The following is a 24737-nucleotide window of genomic DNA, read 5'->3' as shown; positions in this document are numbered from 1 at the left end:
TACAAAAATTATTATTTTACTGGAGGTATATTTACAAATGCAACTAGACCGTGTCGATCGAAAGATTTTAAATGAATTATATAATGATAGTCGCCTTTCCATGCGTGAATTGGCGAAACGAGTAAACTTATCTGCTCCGTCTACTGCAGAACGCGTTCGCAAACTTGAAAGTGAAGGCGTGATTCAAAAGTACACAATCGATATCGATTATAAAAAAGCAGGACTTGTTTTAGATTGTATTTTAGAAATCACTTTAAAAAATGGTGATACAACACGTATGCAACAGTTTATTCAGTCTTATCCATCTGCAAGTTTTTGTTACCGAGTAACAGGAAGCTTATGCTACATTGTAAAAATTTCTGTTCCTTCACTCGTTGAACTTGAAGATTTTATCAATGATGTTTCTTCATATGCAACGACAGTTTCTCATATTGTATTATCAGAAGTATCTCTTACTCCTGATATTGAACATATCTTCCCAGAAGATTAATTTATTTTTATTCATAAAATACAAAAAAACCCCTTACAATAAGAATAAAAATAATATATTATGTATTAAAATACATAAAGTTCGAGAAAGGGGCTTTACATTGAAAATCTGGTTTTATGAAAAAACGGCACAATTAGACGACTTGCTTGGCATTTGGGATAATGTTCCCACTATCCCTCGAATTGGTGAAAAAGTGGAGATTTTAAAAACAGTCCGCACTGTTACAGATATTAAATATGTAAAGAACGGTAATAATTTTCGTGTAGAAATTATTACAAATTAAAAAGTAGCTCTTTAGGAGCTACTTTTTAGTTATCTATCATGCGCTTTCTTTATAACGATTTTATCTTCTTCTACAGATACTGTTACATAATCATTTTCTTCTAATCGAAGCTTATTTACAGCCTCATCTGGTAGCTCTACAGCCATCAGTCTATCTGTTACAATTACTTGACTATACACTTCATTTTCTTGTGATGCACTCACTACTTTTTCCTCATTTATAAAGCGCACTGGTGGCACACCTACTTCTTTTACAGTACGCCATTGTTTCCAAACGTAAGGAATTAACCAAAGTAACCCAACAACTGTTAGACCAATACCGATCCATAAATTACTTTGTGCTTGTAATTCAGTAATTGAGATTGCGCTACTCTCTTCTCCACCTATAAATTGCATACTTGTTGCAATTAAATTATTTAGAGCATGTACAGCGATATTCGTCCATATATTTTTCGTCTTTATGTATAAAAGACACATTACAATACCAAACATAAATGCACCAATAACATCAAAATGTCCTAAACCAAAAATAAGTGAAGATATGATTACAGCTTTTTTAATTCCCCATTTATGAGCCATTCGTTGTAAAAAGAAGCCCCTAAAAATAACCTCTTCCATAATAGGTGCTAATACACATGCTGAAATGAAAGTAAATATCGTCATATATATGTTACTCGTATTAATAACATTTACGTCTTCTAACATGGTAACTAAGAAATTCGGTAACGTATGTGCTAATATGTAAAATTGAATATGAGATATACCAACTGAAAAAATCATTCCCATTATCGTTGCTAATACAATTAATCCCCACGGTAAACGTCCTGGCTTATCAAAAAAACTGTTAAACACAACATTATTTTTATTTGTTTTTACGTATAACCAAAATAATGGAAATACAAAAAATACAGTTATTTGTGAAATAACCTCTAGCGCATTCTCAGAAACATTTGCTAGATCTAATGGAATCATCGTAAGGAACAACCCTATAATCATCCATCCAAAAAAACTGCGTAGTCTTATGCGTGAAAATGCATAATGCATGTAGAACACCCCCAAAGATAATAAAAACAAATGGTCTGATAACTAAATTATAATTTGGATATAGTCGAAATTCCTCCTATTTTTCTCAATTACTTTCAAACAACATATCTCTTAAAATACCATATCACTGTTCTTCAAGCTGCCATTTAGGAGGAGGTCATGTAATAAAAATCCCCGTTTTTACAAGCGGGGATTTCTTTTATTATAATACGTCACGTTTTTGGAATAATGCACTTGATGCTATTAGCAATACAACAAAGTATGCAGCTACAAGTAATAATGAAGTTGTAAATGTAAACTCTGCAAATGTTGGTTCCATTCCGCCACTTACTAATTTATTGCTATCGTACACACTTAAATTTAAATGGAAAAACACTACAAATTTCGCTACACCTTTTGCAAACATCATTAATACCATATTAATTGCTCCTTGTAAAAAGAAGAGGAACATCGTAATAATCAATGGTAATACAGACTTTCTAAATACGTTTGCTAAGAAAAATGCAAGCGTCGCAAAGAAGAACGGTGAAAGTACTTGATATAAAGTAGATTTCATTACGATTCCTACCGTTAATTCTGTTTTACTACCATCCATTACAATTCCGCCAATAATCATTGCAATTAACGTGCTAGCAAATATGATACATACTATAGTAAGTAGCACTGTAATATATTTAGAGAATAAAACTGTAATTCGTTTTCTTGGACGGATTAATAACTGCTTAATTGTACCTTTTTGGAACTCATCAGTAATCATACGAGAAGCAATCGTAATCCCAAAAATTGTTGCAAACAAAGTAATTAAACCAATCTCTGAACTTGCAAAATCTAAATATGATCCTTTAAATTCACTTCCGTCTCCCCATTTCAGCATCGCTAAAACTCCCAAAATCTCCAATACTGCAATGACACCAATTAAAATATACATACCTTTTTTCGCATGTAACTTTAAAAATTCATTTTGAATTAATTTAAACATTACGCTTTCACTCCCCCTGTAATCGCTAAGAACTCATCCTCTAACGTTTTATTTTGAACAGTAACTCCGTATACAAGCACATCGTCATTTACAAGTTTTTTTACAAGTTGTGGGATTTCTTCTTTCATTACAGATACTGCAATTATATTTCCTTGCGTCTTACCTTTAATGATTTCATTTGCTTTCTGTACTTGATCTACTTCAAACGCTACAACTACTGTCTCATCGTGTTTCGCTTGTTCATGTAAGTTGTACTCTTGCACAAACTCACCTTGCTTAATAATAACGACGCGATCACACATGAGTTCAATTTCACTTAATAAGTGACTTGATACGATTACAGCAATATTCTCTTCTTTCGCTAAACGTTGTAAATAATCACGAATTTGGCGAATACCAGCTGGATCTAATCCATTTGTCGGCTCATCTAAAATTAAGATTTTTGGCTGATGAAGTAATGCCTGTGCAATTCCTAAACGTTGTTTCATACCAAGTGAATATGTTTTCACCTTTTTATGAATCGCATGCTCTAATTCAACAAGCTTTACAATCTCAGCAATGCGCTCTTTACTAATTGGTGTAATTGCCATATTCGCAAAATGCTTTAAGTTTTGCATTCCAGTCATATAATCATATAGTTCAGGATTTTCTACAATCGCTCCAATTTGCTCTAGCGCCTTTTCACGCTCCGTGCGAATACTATGACCACAAATTGTAATATCGCCCTCTGTCATTGATATAAGACCTGTCATCATACGAATTGTCGTCGTTTTACCACTACCGTTCGGTCCAAGAAACCCGTACACTTCCCCTTCGCGAACTTCAAATGATAAACCGCGGATAATTTCCGTTCCACCAATCTTTTTTCGAACATTCTCTAACTTTACTACTACGTTTCCCAATGTCGATTCCTCCTTTAGACTTCTAGTTTTTTATCGATTATGCGACCTGTTATATAAACAAGTAGAACAAATATACCGATTGAAAAAGTAAGACTATATAAATTCATAAGTCTTTCTGGATATAGTATGAGATTCATATCCGCTGATTCATCTATATAAACTAATTTTTTAATAAAAGTAGGTATAGGCGCAAGTCGGCCCAGCATTTCATATATCAGATTGATTACTTTCGTTACTAGTAAAAATAGGAAGAAAATAATTACGTACTCCATTTTTTTCTTTTTCAAAGAAAATACTTTCACACCAGCTACTATAAAAAGTAAGACTAACAATATACTTGATAAATTAAATACATATAACACGCTACTAAATAACTGCTTTACCATATCTAGCGTAAGTGTACTTTCGGTAAATAACAATTCATGGAGTTCTGTACCTTTTATTACTTTCATCGAAATGCTATAGAAAAACGTAGTACCTATTACTTCAAAACACAGTAAGCTAATTGCTGCATATGACAATATTGCTAAAACAATTTTTTTACCAGATATCGGTGTTAACCGAAATAATTTACTTTCAGTCATTTTCCCAAACGCAGACATCGCCTGCAGAAATACTAATACCGCAAAAATTAAATAAACTAAGAATACTAAAGCAATTGTAATCATTTGCCTTACTTCTCCTGATTCTTGTTTAATATAATTCCCCATACTTACAAAAGCGACAGCTGCAATAAATATGAATGACAATAACGAAATGAAAATTTGTTTTTTATTCGCATTGTACATATATATTAAACTGGCCTTCATCTACTAAACACCTCCTTAAACAAATCCGTAACAGCTTTTCCTCGTTGGAAACGTAATTCTTCTACATTTTCATGCAGTACACTTTCACCATCTTTTAAAAAGATTACTTCGTCAAAAATATTTTCCACTTCTCCAATTAAATGTGTTGCAATTAAAATCGTACAATCTTCGCGATAAAACTGTAAAATAAGTTCTAATACGTGTTCTCTAGAAACAAGATCAATTCCGCCAAGCGGTTCATCTAGTACGTATAACTTTGCTTTCCTCGAAAATGTTAAAATAATTTGTAGCTTTTCAACCATACCTTTTGATAAAGCTGTAATTTTTTCTTCTAACGGTATTTTAAATTCCGCAATCGTATCTACCGCTTTTTGAATGTCGAAGTCTTTATAAAAATCTCGATAGAAGAATAAAGAATCTTTTACCGTCATCCAATCATCAAATACTGGTTTATCCGACATAAAAGAAACAATTTCTTTCGTTTCTAATCCTACTTTTTTACCAGCGATTGTAATACTGCCTTTAGAAGGATGCTGCAGACCGGCAATCATTTTCAATAACGTCGTTTTCCCACTCCCGTTATCTCCAACGAGTCCTATAATTTTCCCTTCCGTAATCTCTATGTTTAATTCACGGATCACTGCTTTTAATCCGTATCTCTTCCATAAGTTTTCTATTTTTAATAACTCTGTCATTCGCTCTCCTCCCTCTTCTCATGTAATGAAGAACGAAGGATTGTAAGAATTTCTTCTTCTGAAAAACCTAAATTGTCCATTCCATCTATAAAAGAATGAAGTAATTCTTTCGCCATCTCTTTTCGCAGCTCCATAATTTTCTCCCCTTCATTCGTTACATATCGTCCCATTCCTCTACGCGTTACAACAACCCCATCCCGTTCTAGCTCTTGAAATGTACGCTGAATCGTATTTGGATTTACTTGTAATTCACTCGCTAATTCACGTACAGAGGGAATTTTATCACCAGGCAATAAATGTCCTGTTACGATTTCTTTTTTTATGTATTCCATTACCTGAATGTAAATTGGTGTATTTGGAGAAAACTCTATTTTCATTTCTTCCCTCCTTTTGTATCGGTGTACTAGTTAAATAATACACCGATACAAATAGTTTGTAAATACCCATTTAATTACAAAAAAGTTCTATCCATTTGCTGGATAGAACTTTTTAAACAGAACTCGTTATACAAAAATAATAGTGTTATGTAAACAAATCCATAAAGAAAAGCTGTCTTATCAATGAATAAGACAGCTTTTCTTTATGAGTATATATTAAAAATCAAACACGAAGTCATCATCAGCTAACTTTTCAACGTTCGTTGCTTTTACGTAACCATTCCCTTTTACAGAGAAGAAATCATGGTTTTTCGTATCTGTACGTAAACCATTTAAAACGATCGGGTTAATTTCTTCTTCTTCAAATTTCGGCTCAAGCCCTAAGTTCATAAGTCCTTTATTCGCATTGTAACGAACGAAACGATTTACATCTTCTACAAGACCGATAGAAGTGTAAATTTCTTCTGTGTATGCCATTTCAATTTCATATAGTTCCATTAATAACTCTTGCGTTTCTTTTTGCACTTCTTGTTGATCTTCTGCAGAAAGTTCTGCGAAGAGTTGTTGTGCTAAAATACCGACGAATACGCCGTGAATTGACTCATCACGAATTATTAGGTTAATAATCTCACCACTTGCTGTCAATTTACCTTGACCTGCTAAGTAAAGTGGGTAGAAGAATCCACTATAGAATAAGTAACTTTCTAAGAATACACTTGCTACCATCGCCATGTATAACTCTTTTTTCGTTACTTCAGGCTTTAATAAACGACGATAGTAACTAGTAACAATACCAGCCTTTTTCTCAAGTAATGGATGGTTGTCTACCCAGTCAAAAATATCATCGATTTCTTCTTCAGTAGCTAACGTTGTGAAAATATGACTGTAACTCTTCGCATGTACTTCTTCCATAGCTCCCATGAAAGCTAATACACTTTTCGCTTGTAAATTTTCAAGATGAACAAGTACAAGTGGCATCCCTTCGCCGCCTTGTTTCGTATCTAAAAGTGTTAAACCACCTAATACACGCTTATAAGCAATTTGCTCTTCTTTTGATAATTGTGCCCAAGTATTTTTGTCAGAAGACACTGCGATTTCTTCTTCTGTCCAAAACTGAGCGATGTTTTGCTTCCAAAACATTAAACTAAAATCATCTTCTTTTTTGTTCCAGTTTACCGCACGCATTCAATCGCCCCTTCTCTAAATAAACATGAAAAATTGATAACTAAGCATGAGCAGGGTTCAGAAAACCCTGCTCATGATGTCTCACTTTTTATATTAAACGGTACAAGCTACGCACTCTTCCACACTTAACTTACGTGTTCTCGTATAATAAAGACTCTTCAAGCCTTTTTTATGTGCATAGATGTAGTAACGTGCTAATTCACGTGTTGAAATATCACTATTAACGTAAAGAATTGTACTAATTCCTTGGTCAATATGTTCTTGGATTTCTGCGATTAAATCAATTAATTTAAACTGATTCATATCGTAAGAAGATTTATAGTACCAGAACGTATCTTTTGATAAATACGGCATTGGATAATATGTTGTCGCATTCGCATATGTTCTTGATTCGATTTGACTTACGATTGGCATTACGCTTGAAGTTGCATTTTGAACGTAACTGATAGATTGTGTTGGAGCGATAGCAAGACGGTATGAATTATATAATCCATTTTTCTTCACTTGCTCTTTTAAACTTGTCCAATCTTCTTTTGTTGGAATATGAATTCCATCAAATAATTGCTGAACTTTTTCAGTTACTGGGCTGTAATCTGTCGTTTCGTACTTTTCAAAGTATGTGCCATTCGCATAATCAGACTTATCGAAGTCTTTAAATGTTTCGCCTTTTTCTTTAGCGATTTCCATACTTTTCTCAATAGAGTAGTAATTTAACATCATAAAGAATGTACGAGCGAACTCTTTCGCTTCTGCACTTTCATATGCGATTTTGTTTTTTGATAAATATCCGTGTAAGTTCATTGCGCCAAGTCCAACTGAATGAAGCTCATCATTTGCTTTTTTCACAGTTGGTGCATTCGGAATAATCGTCATATCAGAAACAGCTGTTAAAGCTTCCATTCCCGCATGAACGGCTTCACGAATTTCTTTATTTTCCATTACATTTACGATATTTAACGATCCTAAGTTACAGTTAATATCACGACGGATAATATCCTCTGTACCGTAATCATTTATTTCAGAAGTTTCTTGAAGCTGGAAGATTTCTGTCTCGAATGTTCAACCGAGTCCGCTACTCCTCAGTCCGTTGCTCATGCAACTGCTGTATGTCACCATACAGGACAGACTATATCATCACCTACAGCATTACCTGATTAGGTGCTCCGCTTTTCGAACGCCAATCGCTTGCGCTCTACTCCCATAAGGGATAGTCGTTAGGCTTTTACTTATCTTAATCTTTCAGAAAGTCTCTTATTACTTTATGTTGTCCCATAACTCTGCTATACAAAATAATAAGATACATTCTGAACTTTTATATGTTCATTCTAAGATAAGATTTAGCACGGTAGGTTACCTCAAATTTGAGGCTTTCCCCGTTTAACGGAGTTTTCGACTAGCATTTCTACTAGAAGGTGCTACATATTTAACACAAGTTCGACATCTTCACAGTTCCAATATCCTTCAGTGGATGTTGGTTATTTGCATTTGATTTAAACATTAAGTATGGGTAACCAGACTCAAGCTGAATCATAGCAATTTTAATAAGCATATCACGTGCACTAATATCTAGCGGCTTCTTCTTCACTTTCGGATTGCTCATTAATTCATCGTACATTTCATCAATATCAATATCATCTAAATGCTTTCCGTATTCTTTATACACCGTATAAGGCGCGAAAACATGGAAAGGTTCGTTTTTCTCAGCAAGCTCGAAGAACTTACTTGGAACGATAATTCCGATTGATAGAGACTGAATACGGCTCTTCTCATCGGCATTTATTTTTTTTGTATCAAGGAATTCAATAATATCCCAATGGAAAATGTTTAAGTATACTGCGCCGGCACCTTTTCGTTGCCCAAGTTGATTCGCATATGAAAACGAATCTTCAAGTAATTTCATAACAGGTACTACACCACTTGCAGCGTTATCGATACCTTTAATTTGCTCACCGCGTGCACGTAGCTTAGACAAGTTTAAAGCTACTCCACCGCCGATTTTTGATAATTGCATTGCAGTATTAATGTTAAAGCCGATTGAATTTAAGCTATCATCCATCTCTAACAAGAAACAAGACACCATTTCTCCTCTTCTGCTTCGTCCCGCATTTAAAAAGGTTGGTGTCGCTGGTTGGTAGTTTTGTTTTACAATCATGCTTGCGAAGTGTTTTGCCTTCGCAACATCACCGCGTCCTAAGTATAATGAAACAATTGCTACACGATCTTCATAGCTTTCTAAGTATTGTTTTTGATCATTTGTTTTTAACGCATAATCTTTGTAGAACTTAGATGCCGCCATATAGGATTGGAACTCGAAGTTTTCACCATAAGCGATGTTATATACCTCTTCTACTTCCTCCAAGCTATACTCGTCCAGAACGTTGTAATAGTAATCATATTCTTTCATATACTCCATTCGCTCTGCCACGCTATTAAAATGAACGGTATTTTCTCTAGCTTCTTCCATAAAGACTTCTAATGCCTCTTTATCTTTATGAAGCTGATAAAAACCGTCCTGCATTTGCGTGATTTCATTATTCAGTTCAATGTGTCGCAATCTCCCGCACCCTTTCCTTAAAATATTCTACATCATTATTTGTTCCTGATAACTCAAATTTTGATACAATAGGCACTTCATATTTAGCAGAAATTTTGTCAGCACTTGCACCGAACATGTCTCCCCAGTTACGATTGCCGCTTGCAGATACGCCTTTTAATTTTTCATTATTGCGCTCTAAAAATTCTAAAACACGTTCTGGTACATTGCCAAAACCTGTTGTATACGTAATTAAAACAAAGTCTTCATCTATTACTAGATCTTCACCAATTTGAACGGCCGGCATATTTAATTTGTGAATGAAACGCTTCACGTTTCCTGTCATAGAATCATATGCAACTATCATTTCCGACCCTCCCTCTCCAATCTATACTCTCTGTATGTTGTTTCTTGTTTTCTCTATATATTGTATTACGTTTCAAAATAAGACACAAGATATATGTATAAATTCTTTCTTTTTTTAAATTTTACTTTTCGACAAGACAGTCGATTTTTTTCAATACAATGACTATGAAACAACATTCTAAAACTCATGTCAATAAAGTGCTTTTCAAAAAAGTTGTCAACGAATTTAACCTTATTTTTAAAAAAGTTACCAATATATTTTGTCATAAAACGGCAAATGCTGGAGGAATATATTTCTCCAGCATCACGCAAAAAAGAACAGACATGAAACGATAATCTGTTCTAAAAAACGATTACATTTATCAGTTTTACTTTATTAAATATTATACATATACTTTCGGTTCGCGTTACATACTAAAAGATAACTATTATAGAAAAAGATTATTATTATGGAAATTCAACTTATTTATGAAAAGATTATTCTGAGTGCTCAATGCGCAAAATATCTTTTACAAATATATGATGTGGATTTTCATCTTTATCAATCATTGTACATACAGGAGCTTCTTCATCAAAGTACACAATCATTCCTTCTACGTACTGATATGTATGTTGAACTTGTATGGTTACTTTAATTTCTATAGCCTCTTCATATGCTCTTTTTATTTTCTGAAGCATTTTTGCCGAACACTTTCGTTTCTCTGGATACATGACCATCCCCATAAACCTATTGCCAGCTCTATCTTTCCACATATAATCCCAATGCGGTAATATGCCTTGTTTAAAATCGCCCATAATTCTCCTCCCTATATTCTTCTAGTTACGAACGTGGCGTTTCTGAATATGTATAAATTACTTGTCCGCCGCGCTGTGCGTTCCCAATAATATGTTTAAAATCTTCTCGACTTACTACAACTTCTCTGAACGTATAAAATACATCTTTCGTAACAACATACTCCTTTATTTCACCATTTTTCAGCTGATCCAAAATTGCATTTGCTAATTCTTTATCCATGTATTTCACCTCTATGCAATATTTTATTTTATCGTATATTCTATAGGTCAACAACTGTAAAATTATCCAGGTGCTATACCTTCATTTCATTTTCATTATTTCGCAAACGATATCACTTTACTATATGTCCACTAAATATCATATACTAACATAGCTACTTCTCTATATCAAACATTTCGACATTCAATTATGCAAAGTTCTATACCACTATGTTACACTATATAAATAAAACTAGGAGGGATACTATGATTCGGAAAGCAAAAAAGACAGATGCGAAGGCAATTGCACCTTTATTATATAACGCTCTGCACGAAATTGCTGAAAAAATCACAGGCAGCACAGTTGAGACAGAAGTATTACTAGGACTTGAAACATGGTTCTCAAAAGAGAGAAATCGACTGAGCTATGAAAACTGTTTTGTATATGTACAAGACGGGGTTGCAGTTGGGGTTATTGTCGCTTATCACGGTAGTGAAGCAACAAGTCTTGATGCACCAATTGTACATTACTTAAGAGAATTACATAAAGATGAATCAATTACATTAGAAAAAGAAGCTGAACTTGATGAATATTACATTGATACATTATCAGTTTCAAGTGCATATGGCGGAAAAGGAATCGGTTCTCAATTAATTGAAGCTGCTGAAATCCATGCAACTGAAAAAGAGCATGAAAAAATCGCATTACTTGTTAATTTAGAAAACAAACGTGCCTATTCACTATATGAAAAACTAGGTTATAAAGAAGATAAAATCGTTATGCTTGTAGGCGAACCTTATGCACATCTCGTAAAAACATTAAACATCAAAATTTCTATATCTTAAAAAGAAAGCACACGATTTATATATAAATCGTGTGCTTTTATGTTAATTTTGTATTTAATATATTTCCATCCATCGCTTCGTGGAATGTATAGGTTGTACATCCCCATGGCTTCCTATGTAAAATAGGAGCACCAGACCATCCCATCGCTCTCAGCTCCGCACCAACCATTGCATTAATGTAATTATGACCTACAAGAGCAATACTTCCATGTACGAGAGCATAACGGTGTAATAAGTAAGCCGCTTGCCTCGCCCTCTCTCTTACTTCCTTATAAGACTCAACACCTTTATGGTAACCAAGTATCCATAATGTTCGCCCGATAAACATCCATACGTTAGGTTTACATTTCAACCATGTTGGAGCATAAAAATTCGTCGAAATTTCAGCTTCCCTAAAAAGAGAATTTTGCATAAAAGATAAAGAATTCATTAATTCAGCTGCTGACTGTATAGCACACCTTTGATCACTCGTTACAATCAACTTTGCTGCTTCAATCGCTTCCATTGTTTCCATTGGTATAGGTGCTTTTTCTGTTATAGCATGTAAGTCATATCCTTTCATCCATTCATGAAAGGATGTAACCGTCATTGGTTCTATAGTACGATCTAAGCGGCCATGACGAATAAAAGAAATCTTCATTCTTTCCACTCTCCATTCATCACTTACGAACTCTATTATGTACTATTTTTAAATATCATACCACGCAAAAAAAGAAAGTTATACACCTTTACTTATCCCCGCCACTCTCATGTGTGACCCCAGCATGTATACCATCCATCCCATCAAAATATGTAGTCGTTTCATGATGACGAATCTTTTTTAAATTTATATAAGAAAATACAAATAAAGTTAATGCTATAACACTCCCCACAAATTCAAACATCATTTTACCGCCTCTAATTTCCCCCACTTTAGTAGGTTATTGTATATTTTTCATTATACCCCTATATAAAGATGCACGCATTAAACCGTTCTTTTTTTCTAATAACTTGGGGTTCTTGCATATTTTCTTACAAAATGTGAATATTTTTCGAATTTTTACTTTGGAAACATTTACAAACTAGACAATATGGTTCAAAATAAGAGGAAATAAAAAAAAACCAAAATTATTCTTTTTTTGGAAAACTGTAACAAGGAGAGTTGCTTATGCAGATCGCAGAAACTGGAGATATCATTGAATTTAAAGGTGGAATGCAAGGCCGTGTTCAAAAAGTAAATCAAAACTCCGTTATTGTAGATATAACAATTATGGAAAATTTTAGAGAACTAGATATGGAACCTCTTACAGTTGTAAGTCATAAAAACTATACTGTCATTAATCAAAATGCATAATATAATAGAAAGAAAGGATCTGTATATCATACAGATCCTTTCTTTCTATTATATATTAACGATTATCAATTGTTTCTGGATATAGATCATGGTTCATCATGCGGTAGTCTGCCATTTGTTCATACTTCGTGCCTGGGCGACCGTAGTTGCAGTAAGGATCAATTGAAATCCCTCCACGTGGTGTGAATTTCCCCCATACCTCAATGTAACGCGGATCCATTAATTTAATTAAATCATTCATAATAACGTTCATGCAATCTTCGTGGAAGTCACCATGATTGCGGAAACTAAATAAATATAGCTTTAAAGATTTACTCTCTACCATTCTTTGTTCTGGAATGTAGCTAATATAAATTGTTGCAAAATCTGGTTGTCCTGTTTTCGGACATAAGCTTGTGAATTCAGGACAATTGAATTTCACAAAATAATCACGGTTTGGATGATTATTATCAAATACCTCTAAAATTTCTGGGCTATATTCAAATAAATATTTTGTATTTTGATTTCCTAATAATGTTACATCTTTTAAATCTTCATCTAATCTTCCTGCCATTTTAAACATCCCTTCTCATTATACTCCGCGTTTATTTCCCCATACTAACGCATGAAGCTGCGGCAATACTTTTGCATTATTCATCTCTTTACAATTTACAGCTTTATCGATCAGCCACTCATACTTATCTAATAATTTTTTAATCAACATCGTATCATCCACCGTTTTTGTATCATCATTTCCTACTTGTAAGAAAAATGGCACATCTGGATAACGTTCGTGCATATTAACTGCATACTCAAAGTCATAATCGTCAAATACTACTACCTTTAAACTAATATCTTTTCCTGCTAGTTTCTGAATAACAGCATCTAACTTCTGAAAATCAGTATTCATTGCCGAACTTGGTGGTTTTGGAGAAATCGTTATCTCATCAATTTGAAGTAACCAATCTTGCCATTTACTCCCTTGCGTTTCGATTGCTGTTCGCATTCCATTCTCTTTTAATATAGAAAGAAGAAACTCAATATTTTTCAGCAATGCTGGATTTCCACCTGAAATCGTAACATGAGAAAAATTTTCGCCACCAATTTCTACAAGCTCGTTCCAAACGTCCTCTGCTGTCATCTGTCTAATTTGATCTTTAGCCGATCCATCCCACGTAAAAGCAGAATCACACCAAGCACAGCTATAATCACAACCAGCCGTACGAATAAACATCGTCTTTTGTCCTACAACCATTCCTTCACCTTGAATAGTCGGACCAAATATTTCTAAGACAGGGATTTTACTCATCAAGCATCCACTCCCGTCTTACTTCCGCATAACTAGTCGGCGTCTCAAATAGACGAACAAATTCAACGCGAGCTCCTTTATATTCGTTCGCACGATTATCTTTTAGTAATGCTTCTGCCATCTTTTCATAAATCCAAACGACCATGTTTTCAGCAGTCGTATTCATTGCTGGTAACGTTTCGTTTAAATAACGATGGTCTAAATAAATTTCTATTTCATTCTTCCAAATTTCTTTTATATCTCCAAAGTCAATCGCAAGACCTATTTCATTTACATATCCACTAATCCCAAATACAACTTTATATGTGTGACCATGTAAGTTTTTACATTTCCCCTCATAACAGTGTAAATGGTGTGCTGCATCAAATGTAAATTCCTTGCTGACCATTACTCTTTTATTATGATATTTGAGCTGTTTACGCTGAATATCCTTGTCCATTTTTTGCAAATTTTCTACGATGCGAAATCCAAAGAAATTATCCATTAGTTATTTGCTCCTTCGCGTTCTTGTAGGTACGTATCTAATCCTGCTTTACGAAGCTGACATGCTGGACATTCACCGCAACCATCACCAATGATTCCGTTATAACATGTTAATGTTTTTTCTCGAACAAACTCGAATGCTCCAAGTTCATCTGATAATTTCCATGTTTCCGCTTTATCAATCCACATAAGTGGTGTATGAATTACGAACGGATAATCCATGGATAAATTTAAAGTAACGTTTAACGATTTCACAAACACGTCACGGCAATCTGGATAACCACTAAAATCAGTTTCACATACACCCGTTACAATATGACGTGCTCCAACTTGTTTTGCTAATACAGCAGCAAATGATAGGAATAGTAAATTTCGTCCATCTACAAACGTCGATGGCAATTCACCTTCTTCATGTGTAATCTCCATATCCGTTCTCGTTAACGCATTTGGAGCAAGTTGATTTAATAGACTCATATCTAGCACCGTATGTTTAATTCCTAGCTCTTTCGCAATTTCCGCTGCACAATCAATTTCTAGTTTATGACGTTGATTGTAATTAAACGTTACAGCTTCTACTTCTGCAAACTGCTTTATTGCCCAAAATAAACATGTCGTACTATCTTGTCCTCCACTAAAAACAACAACTGCCTTTTCTTTTTTCATTTCACTCATTCTCCTTCTCTACTACGAATAAGAAGAAAGAACGTTCTTGAACTGTCACAATAAAAAAACAAAACAATACCTAAAGATATTGTTGTTTCCATAGTTTTTTATAGAGGGAGTTCGCGAACCTCTCCCGTGCAATGCACGGAATTCCTTCTTTCATTGACAAAGCTTATTGTAACATATTGTATACTACCAGCAAAAATTTCTGATTTTTCCGCTATTTTTCCATTTCATTTCTTTCATTTTATAGTATGATGAATTTAATGCGAGAAGAGAAGAGAGGAGGCACACCACTGAAACCCTTTATTATTTATCTCTTTTTAAATATATTATTCATCCTTGTTACAATGCTCGTATACCATTTATTTTGGAATCAAAAAGGGAAACGTTCTCCTAAATTAAATTCAGCTATATTTATTGTATTATGTTGCCTCGTTACTATACTGTGTATCACTTTCGCAGCAAAAACAAATTATGGATTTCAATTTGATATGCGTCATATCGTATTAATTGTCGGTACATTAACCGGAGGTCCTATTGCTGGTGGATCTATATTAGTTGTATTAAATATATACCGCTTCTTATTAGGAGGAATAGGTGTTTTCCCATCGGTTATCGGTTCTATCCTTCTATTTATTGTCCTATTATTTACATACAAATTTTTCAACCGAACTTCTAATCGTATAAAAATAGCACTTGCTATTATCTACAGTCTCACATACGGATTTAGTTGGATACCTTTCTTCCTTTCAAAGGTTACAAACAAGGCTGATTATATACCACATATTATTGTGTATGAGTTATGTACGATACTTGGTACGATCCTTATTTTATATTTACTACACATATTACAAACTCAAGTTCGTCTCCAAAATGAACTTATGAATGCTGAAAAATTTCATTTAATTGGTGAAATGGCAGCGTCTATCTCTCATGAAATTCGCAATCCATTAACTTCAACGAAAGGATTTTTGCAACTTTTACAATCAGATACATGTACTGAGCAGGAGCGAAAATTATATATCGACATAGCCATCAACGGAATCGAACAAGCAAACCACGTTCTTACAGATTATTTAACCTTTGCAAAACCAAGTATTGAAAAAGAACAAAGATTACAGTTAGAAGAAGAACTACTACATGCATTATCGTTAATTACACCGCTTGCTAATTTAGCAAATGTGCGTACACATTATATAAAGCAAAGCACTTCTTTTTTTATCGCGGGAGAAAAACAAAAACTAAATCAATGCTTGTTAAATATTTTAAAGAACTGCATTGAGGCCATGCCAAAAGGCGGTGATCTTTATTTCACATTAGTTCCTGATCATAAGCATATTCAGTTGTATATAAAAGATACAGGAATCGGTATGGATACCGAACAAGTGAAACGTCTTGGCTCTCCTTTCTACTCAACGAAAGAAAAAGGAACTGGTCTTGGAATGATGGTCGTGTTCAGTGTTGTTCAAGCTATGAACGGAAAAATCGATATTATAAGCGAAAAAGGTACAGGTACAACCTTCTTATTAACTTTTCCACTCATACAAAAAACGTGATGAAATAATCATCACGTTTTTTCTGTTCCTTCAACTAATTCAGCAAAGGCTTTCACTTTGCCATGTGGTTTTTGATTTTCTTTACGTGCTTTCCAAGCTCGCTCTTCTTCTTTCTTTTTCTTGGACATACTTTTCAACTCCTTCTTTTCTTTCTCCATGTAGTATTCCAAAATAAGAAAGAAAACTATGCACGTATCAAAAAAGAAGTGGTCTCCCACTTCTTCCTACTTATCGCTGTAAAATTGCATGTTTCGCCTCTTTTAACTGCGTAAGATGTCTTTGTTCATGCAATTCAAGAAATTGAACCCACTGATACAAATTCAACTCATTAAAAATAGGATGCTTTAATCCATTTTCAAATAGATCTTTTTCATCTATAACACTATGAAGCGCGTGTAATAGTTCTTGTCGTGAATGTTCTAGCAATTGAATTCCTTGCTGTTTTTTCATTAACGTTTCTGTTGGTTCCATTTGCTGAGGAGCTTCTCGTTTATGTGTGCGATCAAGCGTAAGTTGGAGGTCTTTAAATGGAGTCGTGTTTCTTTCATTTTTTTGTAAAGCATATACAAGGGCAGATGTAACTGATTGTTCAACTAAATGCAAGTGATGCAAAATTTGAATAATACTCCACTTATCACGGCGTGGCTTTACATTCACTTCTGTATCATTTAACATTTCAATTTCTGATAATAGCGTGCTTCGAGTAGACTGTAATGAGTTCACCAAACTTTCTAAACTCACATCCATATTAGATTGAAGCATACTTCTTTCCCCCCTTTTTGTTGGTGAAAAGAGGTGCTCCTTATTAGAAACACCTCTTTAGTATTCTGAATTTTCTTTTATTATCTCATCATTTTCTCGTTATGTCGATGTTAAACATGTGAAAAAAAGCGCATGTTTTTTACAATTTTGTGTCGTCAATCGCATGTAGCCACGCTTCAATTTCTGTAATGACACTTTTCACACAACCTTCAGCAAATGGTGATGTTAAATTTGCAACTTCTACTAATTCCAAGAATGATTTACTTCCACCTTGTTGACACAGATTCACATAATCTTCCCATGCCTCTTGTCTATTATCTCTTGCACGTTTCCAAAATTGCAGTGCGCAAATTTGTGCTAATGTGTAGTCGATATAGTAGAACGGCGAGCTATAAATATGTCCTTGACGTTGCCAGAATCCACCGCGCTCTAAATAATCATTATCTTCATAATCACGATGCGGCAAATACTTTTTCTCTATATTACGCCATGCTGTCTTACGCTCTTCTGGTGATGCTTCTGGATTTTCATATACATAATGTTGGTATTCATCAACAGATACACCATACGGTAAAAACAGAAGTGCTGAACTTAAGTGAGAGAAATAATATTTATCTGCATCTTCTTCAAAGAATGACTTCATCCATGGCCATGTAAAGAATTCCATACTCATAGAATGAATTTCACATGCTTCATACGTTGGCCAATTGTATTCTGGAATTTCAAACTTTCGACTTTCATATACTTGGAAAGCATGACCAGCTTCATGTGTTAATACATCAATGTCGCCAGATGTTCCGTTGAAGTTTGAGAAAATAAATGGCGCTTTATAATTCTCAATATATGTACAATATCCGCCACCAGCTTTTCCTTTTTTCGCAACTAAATCTAATAAATCATTATCTAGCATGAAATTGAAAAATTCATCCGTTTCAGTCGATAACTCTTTATACATCGTTTTCCCATGATTAACAATCCAATCCGCATCTCCTTTTGGAGTTGGATTACCAGTAGCAAACTCAAAGTTTTCGTCGTAATATGCTAACTTCTCTACACCGATACGTGCTTGTTGTCGCTTTCTTAATTCCGTTGTAACGGGAACGATATAATCAAGTACTTGCTGACGATAATTCGCCACCATTTCCGCATTATAATCTGTACGGTACATTCTTGCATATCCAAGTTCAACAAAGTTTTTGAAACCTAAAGATTTGGCGATTTTCGTTCTCACTTTAACAAGCTCATCATAAATACGATCTAACTCTTCCTCATTCTCAGCTAAAAATCCGTAATATGCTTCACTTGCTACTTTACGTTCATTTCTTTCTTTCCCTTGCATAAATGGAATCAGTTGCGATAACGTTCTTTCTTCTCCTGCAAAGTCAATTTTTGCAGATGCTAATAACTGCGTATATTGTGAAGACAATTTATTCTCTAATTGTAAATCTTTCACAACTTCATCAGAGTATGTTTTCAAATCACACTCCGCTAAAGCAAATAATTGCTTTCCATAATACGCTTCTAATTCTTCACGGAATGGAGAATGAATTAACGCATTATAATACTTTGTACCATATCCTTGTACAACTGGAGAGAATTCATCAAAGAAATCTTGCTCTTCCTTATAAAAAGCATCTGTCGTATCAACAGAATGACGAATGTAACAAAGATTCCCCATTGTACCGAAGTCGTTGCGAATTTCGTTAATTGAATTGATGACTTGTTTTTGTTCTTCTACAGTTTTTGCATTATCAAACTTCTCTAAAGCAACAGTAAACTTTTCTTTTAATTCTTCAATATTTGGCCGTTTATATTCATAGTCTTTAAATGACATGAACGAGCCTCCTCTCCATTATGTGCATCCTTACTATAATTCAATGCTTACTTACAAATCTCCTCTTATTCTTCAACAAAATACGGCAGATGCTGTCATAATTACATGTAAACAAAAGAGCCTTGGATTTCTTTATCCAAAGCTCTTTTGGAACATACTATTATTTTTCATATTTCCCAATCTTTTTTAATAGAGCAAGTAATTCATCCTTTTCCTCTTTCGTTAACATTTCAAAAGACTGATGTATAACTTGCTCATGCCCTGGAAAAATAGAAGCAATAAAGCTCTCTCCAGATTCAGTTAGTTGTGCATAAATAACACGTCTGTCATTCGGGCACGGAATTCTCTTTACTAGCCCCTTTTTCTCTAGCTTATCTACAACATATGTAATGCTGCCACTAGCTATTAAAATACGCTCACCAATTTGCTGAAGTGGTTGACCGCCTTTATGATATAACAGTTCTAATACAGCAAATTCAGTTGGATTTAACCCGTTACTTTGTATAGATTTATTTGTAGTATCCATAACAGATCGATGTACACGAGATAATGCAATAAATACTTTTAAAGATTGAGAAATATCTTCTCGTTCATTATTTGATGTCATACAACTTTCAACCCTTCACTTAAATTCTCAGTAATAAAAAGAAAAAACAACTTAGTACTTCATGTAAATTCCGAATGAGTATTCACTCATTCATTTCCTCTCCCCAAATATATTATGAATGATTCTTGAATAAAAACATGACAATTTTAACATAGTTTATATATAATGATAATAAAAAAGAAGGAGTACCAAATTTGAAAGTCAAATTCCACAGCATAGTTTTATATATGGTGCTTGTTATCCTACCAACGATAGGAATTGGTGCTACATTTTATTCATATCATTCGTATAAAATGAAGCAGGAAAACAAACTATCTGCTCACACGGTTCTCTTTTTATATAGAGACTATTTAGATCATCACCTTGGTGAAGCAATTTCCGCATTAGAAATGCTCTCAAAGGTCGTAGGAACCGAGACTGGAAATATAAATGGAGTTAAACAAATTGTACATGATACAGATGGAAACGATACACGTTTTTCTGGTTTATATTACGCTACATCAGAAGGCATCATTACAATCGCATCCGAAGGCGACCGACCACCTGTTGATGTCTCAGATCGCAAATATATTCAAGACGTATTGCAAACGAAGAAAACAACTGTATCATCAGCCATTACAGATCGTGTTCTTGGACATCAAGCTATTATGATTGCTTCTCCCATTTTCAATAAACAGAAGGAAATCTCAGGCTTATTATTAGCAAGTTTACGCTTTGACTACATTTCAGCATCTTTAAATGCCATTAAGCCACAATATCATTTTGAAGTAACTGATAAACATGATGTAGTTTTTCTCACCGATGATAATAACGAAACAAGTGATGCGCATTCTAATATGCTTACTACCCCACTCCAAAGATTAAATTGGAAGGTCTCTGTTTCTCCATTGCCTATCCATCAAAAAACTTTATATCAGTGGGTTGCAATAGAGTGTATAGCTACTTTATTTTTAATGTCTATTTTATTTTTACTTGCTCAATATATGTTGTTAAAACGTCAAACAAAACTGGAAAGACAACAAAATGAACTACAAAAAATTGAATTAGTTGGAACTTTTGCAGCTAGTACAGCCCACGAAATCCGTAATCCTCTTACCGGAATTAAAGGGCTCGTCGCTCTATTAAAAGAGAAATATAAAGATGAACAAGATCAGTTTTATTTTTCCGTCATCGAACAAGAAATAGAACGGATTAATGAAATTGTAAGCGAATTTCTTATTCTTGGAAAGCCAACTGCTATCATTGAACAAACATATGATGTGAGAACCATTCTAAATGAGGTAGCATTAATTATTCAATCTGAGACGAATCTACATAACATTGTATTCCATTTACATTTGCCAGACCATTCTGTTCATATCCGTTGCTCAAAAGACCATATGAAACAAGTGGTTTTAAACATTACAAAAAATGCAATTGAAGCCATGAATTCTGGTGACACACTGATCATTTCCGTAACAAACAATGAAACACACGCACAATTGCAAATTACAGATACTGGAAAAGGTATTCCAAAACATATTCAAAAACACCTCTTTCATCCGTTCTTTACTAATAAAGATACTGGAACCGGTCTTGGACTTGTCATATGTAAACGAATTGTAGAGATGTACAATGGGCATATTTTTATTGACAGTATAGAAAACGAAGGAACGACAGTTCATATCGAAATTCCGTTACACCTAGTATAATTATCCTTATCCCAAAAGGGTAATTATACTTATTTCATAAAACCAGCCACAAGCATTCGCCAAAAATTACTTGATTTCCCTTCATATCCAATTTGAAAAATAGGTACCTTTATAATTGATAACCATTTTGGTGTTTGTTTTTCTTTATAACGCTGGTACTGTAAAATAAGCTTGTCCAATTCTTGACTCACTTGAATTGTCTCCATACTATTTAACCCACTTGTTAAACCTAATTGAATCATTTCTTCACGTTTCATATGAATATCACGTGAAAGCTTTTCTAATGTGTACTTCCTTTTTACAGTAAACATTCATATCCCCCTTATTATACTTCCATGCTCTCAACTTTACTTCTCCATTGGCCTTTTAACTACTTAATCATATTTGAAGAATCAGAAAATTTAACATTTTCTCCCTGTAATTTACAAATCTTTACCCTCACTTTGAGAATTATTACAAATTATTCTATCTTTGTAAATACATTCGCAATAATAGACAATTTTTTCATCTTCTTTTTTTACAAATACCAATTAAATAGCGGATTCTCTATTTTCCATATACTTTTCTTCGACATTTTTTGTTTAATTTTTATAAAAACGCAAAACATAATGATGATTGATAAAGTGAAATTTAATCATTGGGGATTTTGTCCTTCTTCACTGCTCGCAAATAGCGGGATAAAATAGAAAGGAAATATTTATATGCGCAAATATACGATTGCATTGCTTATATTTACTATGTTCTTACCATCCTTCTTGTTTCCTGTTCAAGCAAAGGCCCATACAAACAAAGTCGCTATTGTCATTGATGACTTTGGCAATAATATGAAGGGGACTGATAAAATGTTATCACTTCCTATTCCACTGACTGTTGCCGTTATGCCTTTTCTCCCTTCCACAAAGGAAGATGCGATAGCGGCTCATAAGAAGGGGCACGAAGTTATTATACATATGCCAATGGAACCTATTAAAGGTAAAAAAGAATGGCTTGGACCAAAAGCAATTACAACTGATTTAAGCGACGAAGAAATAAATAACCGACTCGAACAAGCGATTCAAGAAGTACCGCATGCAATTGGCATGAACAATCATATGGGATCAAAAGTGACCGCGGACGAAAGAATTGTACGACTTATACTTGCAGCTTGTAAAAAACACGGTTTATTTTATTTAGATAGCAAAACAAATCCTAAGAGTGTTGTCCCAAAAATCGGGAAAGAATTAGGAGTGCCTATTATTGAAAATCAATTATTTTTTGATGATGTGTATACAGCGGCACATATTTCAAAACAAGCCCAATTACTTATTAAAAAACTTCAAGAAAAACCGATTATGGTAGCTATTGGACACGTTGGACCTCCAGGTGAAATTACATCACGTGTTATAGAAACTTCTATTCCTAAAATTCGCGAACATGCAGATTTTATTTTTTTATCTGATTTAGCATTATCTCCACCTCCTGTTTCAAAATAAGATTCATTACTCGCACTAAAAAAGGTACCAATCTGCATATAGCAAATTGGTACCTTTCCTTTTCACCTTAAATATAATCTACATGACTCACCCTGAATCCTTTTTTCTCTATTTTTTCAATTAATTGCTTTAATCTTTTTTCATTTAACTCATCTGCTATATTTACGATAACGCGGCGAATATATTGATCACCGTTATCTAGCGTAAATAATCCACCGATATTAAATGCTTTCAACAATGTCCCAAGTTCTTTAATCGTTCCCTTACAATCTTGTGTTGCAATTGTTAATATATAACCACCCGTCCGCATACCGAATGAATCTTCGATAACATCAAATATATTGGAATGCGTTAAGATACCGACAAATTCATTATAGTCATTTAGCACAGCTAAAAATGGAAGTCGACGAATAACATAAAATGCTCTAAAAAAAGAATCCTTTTCAAAAATAAATGCAGAGGAATCTCCCAGCATATGTTCCGTACTTAATTTCTCTAATCCGCTATTACACTTCTTTTCTAAAAGATCTACTTTATAAATAATCCCTATGAATTTCTTTTCATCTTCTGCTAATACAGGGATTGCTCGAAATCCCGTTTCATTCATAATGTGCAAAGCCTCTTCACCTGAATCGTTCATTTTGCAAAATGTTACTTGCTGTTTTGGCAGAAAATGATATTTAACTCGCAAAATATGTTCCTCCTTACATGTCAACATGTAATCTATATATAATAAGGAGACCTATATTTTATGAGTGAAATTATTTTTAAAACGCTTTCATTTTTTATTGACTTGTAACGACATCACAAACATTTTATATAACAGAGCTCTTTGCACCTTTTATCATTAACAACTTTACATGGTAATTCATTAAATATTCTATACCCTCTAGCCATTTTTTCGCTTCTTCTGGAGTTTTCCCCCACACAATCATGCCATAATTATGAACAAGAACTACTCCTCCACCTTCAATAAAATTCGGTACATTACTTTCTAATAAATCAGCAAATTTCTTCTCATCTTCTACAATGGGAATTGTCATTTCTGTTATACCTTCTTTTCCAAAAACACGTTCCACGCTACGTTTATCGAATGTTACTTCTCCTTCTTCTCCATATAACTCTGATATTAAATGGCTATCTACAGTCTGCACTTGTAAAATACATTCTGCACTACTTTTTTTATAAATATCCGCATGCATAAACGATTCTGCAGCTGGTTTTTCTTCATTTTCAAATACTGGCTCACACATACAATTAACAACAATAAAGTCTTCTTCTGAAAATAACCCTTTATCTCTTCCCTCAACGTTTATTAAAAAAGTTAACGGCTCTTTTGACGTACAGAGTGATAAACTAATTTTTGTACCATAAAACCAATCACGAAGTGCCAATTCAGATTTCACATCTTTTAATTCATTCCATTTCTTTAGAAAAAATAACATTTCGTCACCCCCGGCATAATATTTATATAATGTTCGAATCCTTTCTATGTAAAAGGAGTATTTTTTGATTATTCTAAAAATTTAATTGAATTATCACAT

31 protein-coding genes, 1 pseudogene and 1 riboswitch are annotated in these 24737 nt (G+C 33.9%); of the genes and pseudogenes, 7 read left to right on the top strand and 25 right to left on the bottom strand.

Annotation, left to right across the window (positions count from 1 at the left end):
* Positions 1–37: 37 nt before the first annotated feature.
* Both JDS82_RS22510 and JDS82_RS22505 read left to right on the top strand, forming a co-directional pair.
* Positions 38–490: an Lrp/AsnC family transcriptional regulator gene (locus tag JDS82_RS22510; protein ID WP_001175492.1), complete on the top strand. Its 453-nt coding sequence runs from the start codon at positions 38–40 to the stop codon at positions 488–490.
* A gap of 100 nt (positions 491–590) precedes the next feature.
* Entirely contained in the window at positions 591–773 is a 183-nt protein-coding gene (locus tag JDS82_RS22505) for a DUF3913 family protein (RefSeq protein ID WP_000707107.1), read from the top strand.
* 29 nt (positions 774–802) lie between these two features.
* Here the strand turns inward: JDS82_RS22505 and JDS82_RS22500 are convergent, their stop codons facing one another.
* The 12 genes and pseudogenes from JDS82_RS22500 to JDS82_RS22445 form a co-directional block, all read right to left on the bottom strand.
* Positions 803–1816 (bottom strand): CPBP family intramembrane glutamic endopeptidase, encoded by a 1014-nt coding sequence (locus JDS82_RS22500; protein WP_199713968.1) that lies wholly within the window; start codon positions 1814–1816, stop codon positions 803–805.
* 202 nt (positions 1817–2018) lie between these two features.
* Positions 2019–2795: an ABC transporter permease gene (locus tag JDS82_RS22495; RefSeq protein ID WP_199713967.1), complete on the bottom strand. Its 777-nt coding sequence runs from the start codon at positions 2793–2795 to the stop codon at positions 2019–2021.
* Complete coding sequence (locus tag JDS82_RS22490) at positions 2795–3697, bottom strand: ABC transporter ATP-binding protein (RefSeq protein WP_061673469.1); 903 nt, start codon at positions 3695–3697, stop codon at positions 2795–2797. Before JDS82_RS22490 ends, JDS82_RS22495 begins: the two co-directional genes overlap by 1 nt.
* Before the next feature lie 14 nt (positions 3698–3711).
* Positions 3712–4506, bottom strand: coding sequence for an ABC transporter permease (locus JDS82_RS22485; protein ID WP_199713966.1), 795 nt, complete (start codon positions 4504–4506; stop codon positions 3712–3714).
* Positions 4503–5201 (bottom strand): ABC transporter ATP-binding protein, encoded by a 699-nt coding sequence (locus JDS82_RS22480; protein WP_000137729.1) that lies wholly within the window; start codon positions 5199–5201, stop codon positions 4503–4505. The genes JDS82_RS22485 and JDS82_RS22480 overlap by 4 nt, the downstream gene beginning before the upstream one ends.
* The gene (locus JDS82_RS22475) at positions 5198–5578 is read right to left on the bottom strand and encodes a GntR family transcriptional regulator (RefSeq protein WP_000687513.1); all 381 of its coding nucleotides are present in this window, start codon (positions 5576–5578) and stop codon (positions 5198–5200) included. The genes JDS82_RS22480 and JDS82_RS22475 overlap by 4 nt, the downstream gene beginning before the upstream one ends.
* 216 nt (positions 5579–5794) lie before the next feature.
* Positions 5795–6763 carry a class 1b ribonucleoside-diphosphate reductase subunit beta gene (nrdF, locus tag JDS82_RS22470; RefSeq protein WP_064056797.1) on the bottom strand — a complete coding sequence of 323 codons (969 nt, stop codon included), beginning with the start codon at positions 6761–6763 and terminating at the stop codon, positions 5795–5797.
* 93 nt (positions 6764–6856) lie between these two features.
* Entirely contained in the window at positions 6857–7807 is a 951-nt protein-coding gene (locus tag JDS82_RS22465; RefSeq protein ID WP_346011122.1) for a ribonucleotide reductase large subunit, read from the bottom strand.
* A gap of 382 nt (positions 7808–8189) precedes the next feature.
* Positions 8190–9317: pseudogene (locus JDS82_RS22460) on the bottom strand (ribonucleotide reductase N-terminal alpha domain-containing protein); the annotation flags it as partial.
* Positions 9304–9663, bottom strand: coding sequence for a class Ib ribonucleoside-diphosphate reductase assembly flavoprotein NrdI (gene nrdI / locus JDS82_RS22455; protein WP_000634376.1), 360 nt, complete (start codon positions 9661–9663; stop codon positions 9304–9306). The pseudogene JDS82_RS22460 and the gene nrdI, both read right to left, overlap by 14 nt.
* Before the next feature lie 476 nt (positions 9664–10139).
* The gene (locus JDS82_RS22450; RefSeq protein WP_000502194.1) at positions 10140–10457 is read right to left on the bottom strand and encodes a hypothetical protein; all 318 of its coding nucleotides are present in this window, start codon (positions 10455–10457) and stop codon (positions 10140–10142) included.
* Between the two features lie 25 nt (positions 10458–10482).
* Positions 10483–10677 carry a hypothetical protein gene (locus tag JDS82_RS22445; protein WP_000356682.1) on the bottom strand — a complete coding sequence of 65 codons (195 nt, stop codon included), beginning with the start codon at positions 10675–10677 and terminating at the stop codon, positions 10483–10485.
* A gap of 245 nt (positions 10678–10922) precedes the next feature.
* Here JDS82_RS22445 and JDS82_RS22440 point away from each other — a divergent pair, with 245 nt between their 5' ends.
* On the top strand, positions 10923–11501 hold the full coding sequence (locus tag JDS82_RS22440) for a GNAT family N-acetyltransferase (protein WP_199713965.1): 579 nt from the start codon (positions 10923–10925) through the stop codon (positions 11499–11501).
* A 37-nt stretch (positions 11502–11538) separates the two neighbouring features.
* Here JDS82_RS22440 and JDS82_RS22435 read toward each other — a convergent pair whose 3' ends face one another.
* The gene (locus JDS82_RS22435) at positions 11539–12141 is read right to left on the bottom strand and encodes a histidine phosphatase family protein (protein WP_000703107.1); all 603 of its coding nucleotides are present in this window, start codon (positions 12139–12141) and stop codon (positions 11539–11541) included.
* An 88-nt stretch (positions 12142–12229) separates the two neighbouring features.
* Complete coding sequence (locus JDS82_RS22430) at positions 12230–12385, bottom strand: hypothetical protein (RefSeq protein WP_002108675.1); 156 nt, start codon at positions 12383–12385, stop codon at positions 12230–12232.
* Between the two features lie 263 nt (positions 12386–12648).
* On the opposite strand from JDS82_RS22430, the gene JDS82_RS22425 reads away from it, so the two are divergent.
* Complete coding sequence (locus JDS82_RS22425) at positions 12649–12834, top strand: YkvS family protein (RefSeq protein WP_001165081.1); 186 nt, start codon at positions 12649–12651, stop codon at positions 12832–12834.
* Between the two features lie 55 nt (positions 12835–12889).
* On the opposite strand, the gene queF is transcribed toward JDS82_RS22425, so the two are convergent.
* From queF to queC, 4 genes are read right to left on the bottom strand one after another with little or no spacing between them, the layout of a single operon-like run.
* Positions 12890–13387, bottom strand: a complete 498-nt coding sequence (gene queF, locus JDS82_RS22420) for a preQ(1) synthase (RefSeq protein ID WP_000918895.1) — start codon at positions 13385–13387, stop codon at positions 12890–12892.
* Between the two features lie 18 nt (positions 13388–13405).
* The gene (gene queE / locus JDS82_RS22415; RefSeq protein WP_000036277.1) at positions 13406–14122 is read right to left on the bottom strand and encodes a 7-carboxy-7-deazaguanine synthase QueE; all 717 of its coding nucleotides are present in this window, start codon (positions 14120–14122) and stop codon (positions 13406–13408) included.
* On the bottom strand, positions 14115–14606 hold the full coding sequence (gene queD / locus JDS82_RS22410) for a 6-carboxytetrahydropterin synthase QueD (protein ID WP_000368411.1): 492 nt from the start codon (positions 14604–14606) through the stop codon (positions 14115–14117). The genes queE and queD overlap by 8 nt, the downstream gene beginning before the upstream one ends.
* On the bottom strand, positions 14606–15268 hold the full coding sequence (gene queC / locus JDS82_RS22405) for a 7-cyano-7-deazaguanine synthase QueC (protein ID WP_000711606.1): 663 nt from the start codon (positions 15266–15268) through the stop codon (positions 14606–14608). The genes queD and queC overlap by 1 nt, the downstream gene beginning before the upstream one ends.
* A gap of 93 nt (positions 15269–15361) precedes the next feature.
* Positions 15362–15405: riboswitch (PreQ1 riboswitch) on the bottom strand.
* A 213-nt stretch (positions 15406–15618) separates the two neighbouring features.
* Here queC and kinB point away from each other — a divergent pair.
* Entirely contained in the window at positions 15619–16827 is a 1209-nt protein-coding gene (kinB, locus tag JDS82_RS22400; RefSeq protein WP_033658886.1) for a sporulation sensor histidine kinase KinB, read from the top strand.
* Positions 16828–16838: 11 nt separating this feature from the next.
* Here kinB and JDS82_RS29840 read toward each other — a convergent pair whose 3' ends face one another.
* The 4 genes from JDS82_RS29840 to JDS82_RS22385 all read right to left on the bottom strand — a co-directional run bounded on the left by JDS82_RS29840 (position 16839) and on the right by JDS82_RS22385 (position 20030).
* Positions 16839–16955, bottom strand: a complete 117-nt coding sequence (locus JDS82_RS29840) for a DUF6254 family protein (protein ID WP_000038254.1) — start codon at positions 16953–16955, stop codon at positions 16839–16841.
* Positions 16956–17055: 100 nt separating this feature from the next.
* Positions 17056–17589: a DinB family protein gene (locus JDS82_RS22395; RefSeq protein ID WP_000941972.1), complete on the bottom strand. Its 534-nt coding sequence runs from the start codon at positions 17587–17589 to the stop codon at positions 17056–17058.
* Between the two features lie 139 nt (positions 17590–17728).
* Complete coding sequence (locus JDS82_RS22390; protein ID WP_061673470.1) at positions 17729–19423, bottom strand: M3 family oligoendopeptidase; 1695 nt, start codon at positions 19421–19423, stop codon at positions 17729–17731.
* A 160-nt stretch (positions 19424–19583) separates the two neighbouring features.
* The gene (locus tag JDS82_RS22385; protein WP_000203344.1) at positions 19584–20030 is read right to left on the bottom strand and encodes a MarR family winged helix-turn-helix transcriptional regulator; all 447 of its coding nucleotides are present in this window, start codon (positions 20028–20030) and stop codon (positions 19584–19586) included.
* A 194-nt stretch (positions 20031–20224) separates the two neighbouring features.
* Between JDS82_RS22385 and JDS82_RS22380 the strand changes: the two genes are divergently transcribed.
* Entirely contained in the window at positions 20225–21721 is a 1497-nt protein-coding gene (locus tag JDS82_RS22380; RefSeq protein WP_199713964.1) for a DUF3149 domain-containing protein, read from the top strand.
* Between the two features lie 29 nt (positions 21722–21750).
* Here the strand turns inward: JDS82_RS22380 and JDS82_RS22375 are convergent, their stop codons facing one another.
* Positions 21751–22032, bottom strand: coding sequence for an aspartyl-phosphate phosphatase Spo0E family protein (locus JDS82_RS22375; RefSeq protein WP_000495533.1), 282 nt, complete (start codon positions 22030–22032; stop codon positions 21751–21753).
* Between the two features lie 390 nt (positions 22033–22422).
* On the opposite strand from JDS82_RS22375, the gene JDS82_RS22370 reads away from it, so the two are divergent.
* Complete coding sequence (locus JDS82_RS22370) at positions 22423–23193, top strand: divergent polysaccharide deacetylase family protein (protein WP_001234116.1); 771 nt, start codon at positions 22423–22425, stop codon at positions 23191–23193.
* A gap of 67 nt (positions 23194–23260) precedes the next feature.
* Here JDS82_RS22370 and cbpA read toward each other — a convergent pair whose 3' ends face one another.
* Positions 23261–23884 carry a cyclic di-AMP binding protein CbpA gene (gene cbpA / locus JDS82_RS22365; protein WP_001264215.1) on the bottom strand — a complete coding sequence of 208 codons (624 nt, stop codon included), beginning with the start codon at positions 23882–23884 and terminating at the stop codon, positions 23261–23263.
* 124 nt (positions 23885–24008) lie between these two features.
* Positions 24009–24638: a class II aldolase/adducin family protein gene (locus JDS82_RS22360; protein ID WP_000895986.1), complete on the bottom strand. Its 630-nt coding sequence runs from the start codon at positions 24636–24638 to the stop codon at positions 24009–24011.
* Positions 24639–24737 lie beyond the last annotated feature (99 nt).

Origin of the sequence: Bacillus cereus group sp. N14 (assembly GCF_016483555.1) — a bacterium.
Taxonomy (GTDB): domain Bacteria; phylum Bacillota; class Bacilli; order Bacillales; family Bacillaceae_G; genus Bacillus_A; species Bacillus_A wiedmannii.
Note: the sequence above shows the minus strand (reverse complement) of the source record. Positions and strands in the feature narration are given on the sequence as shown.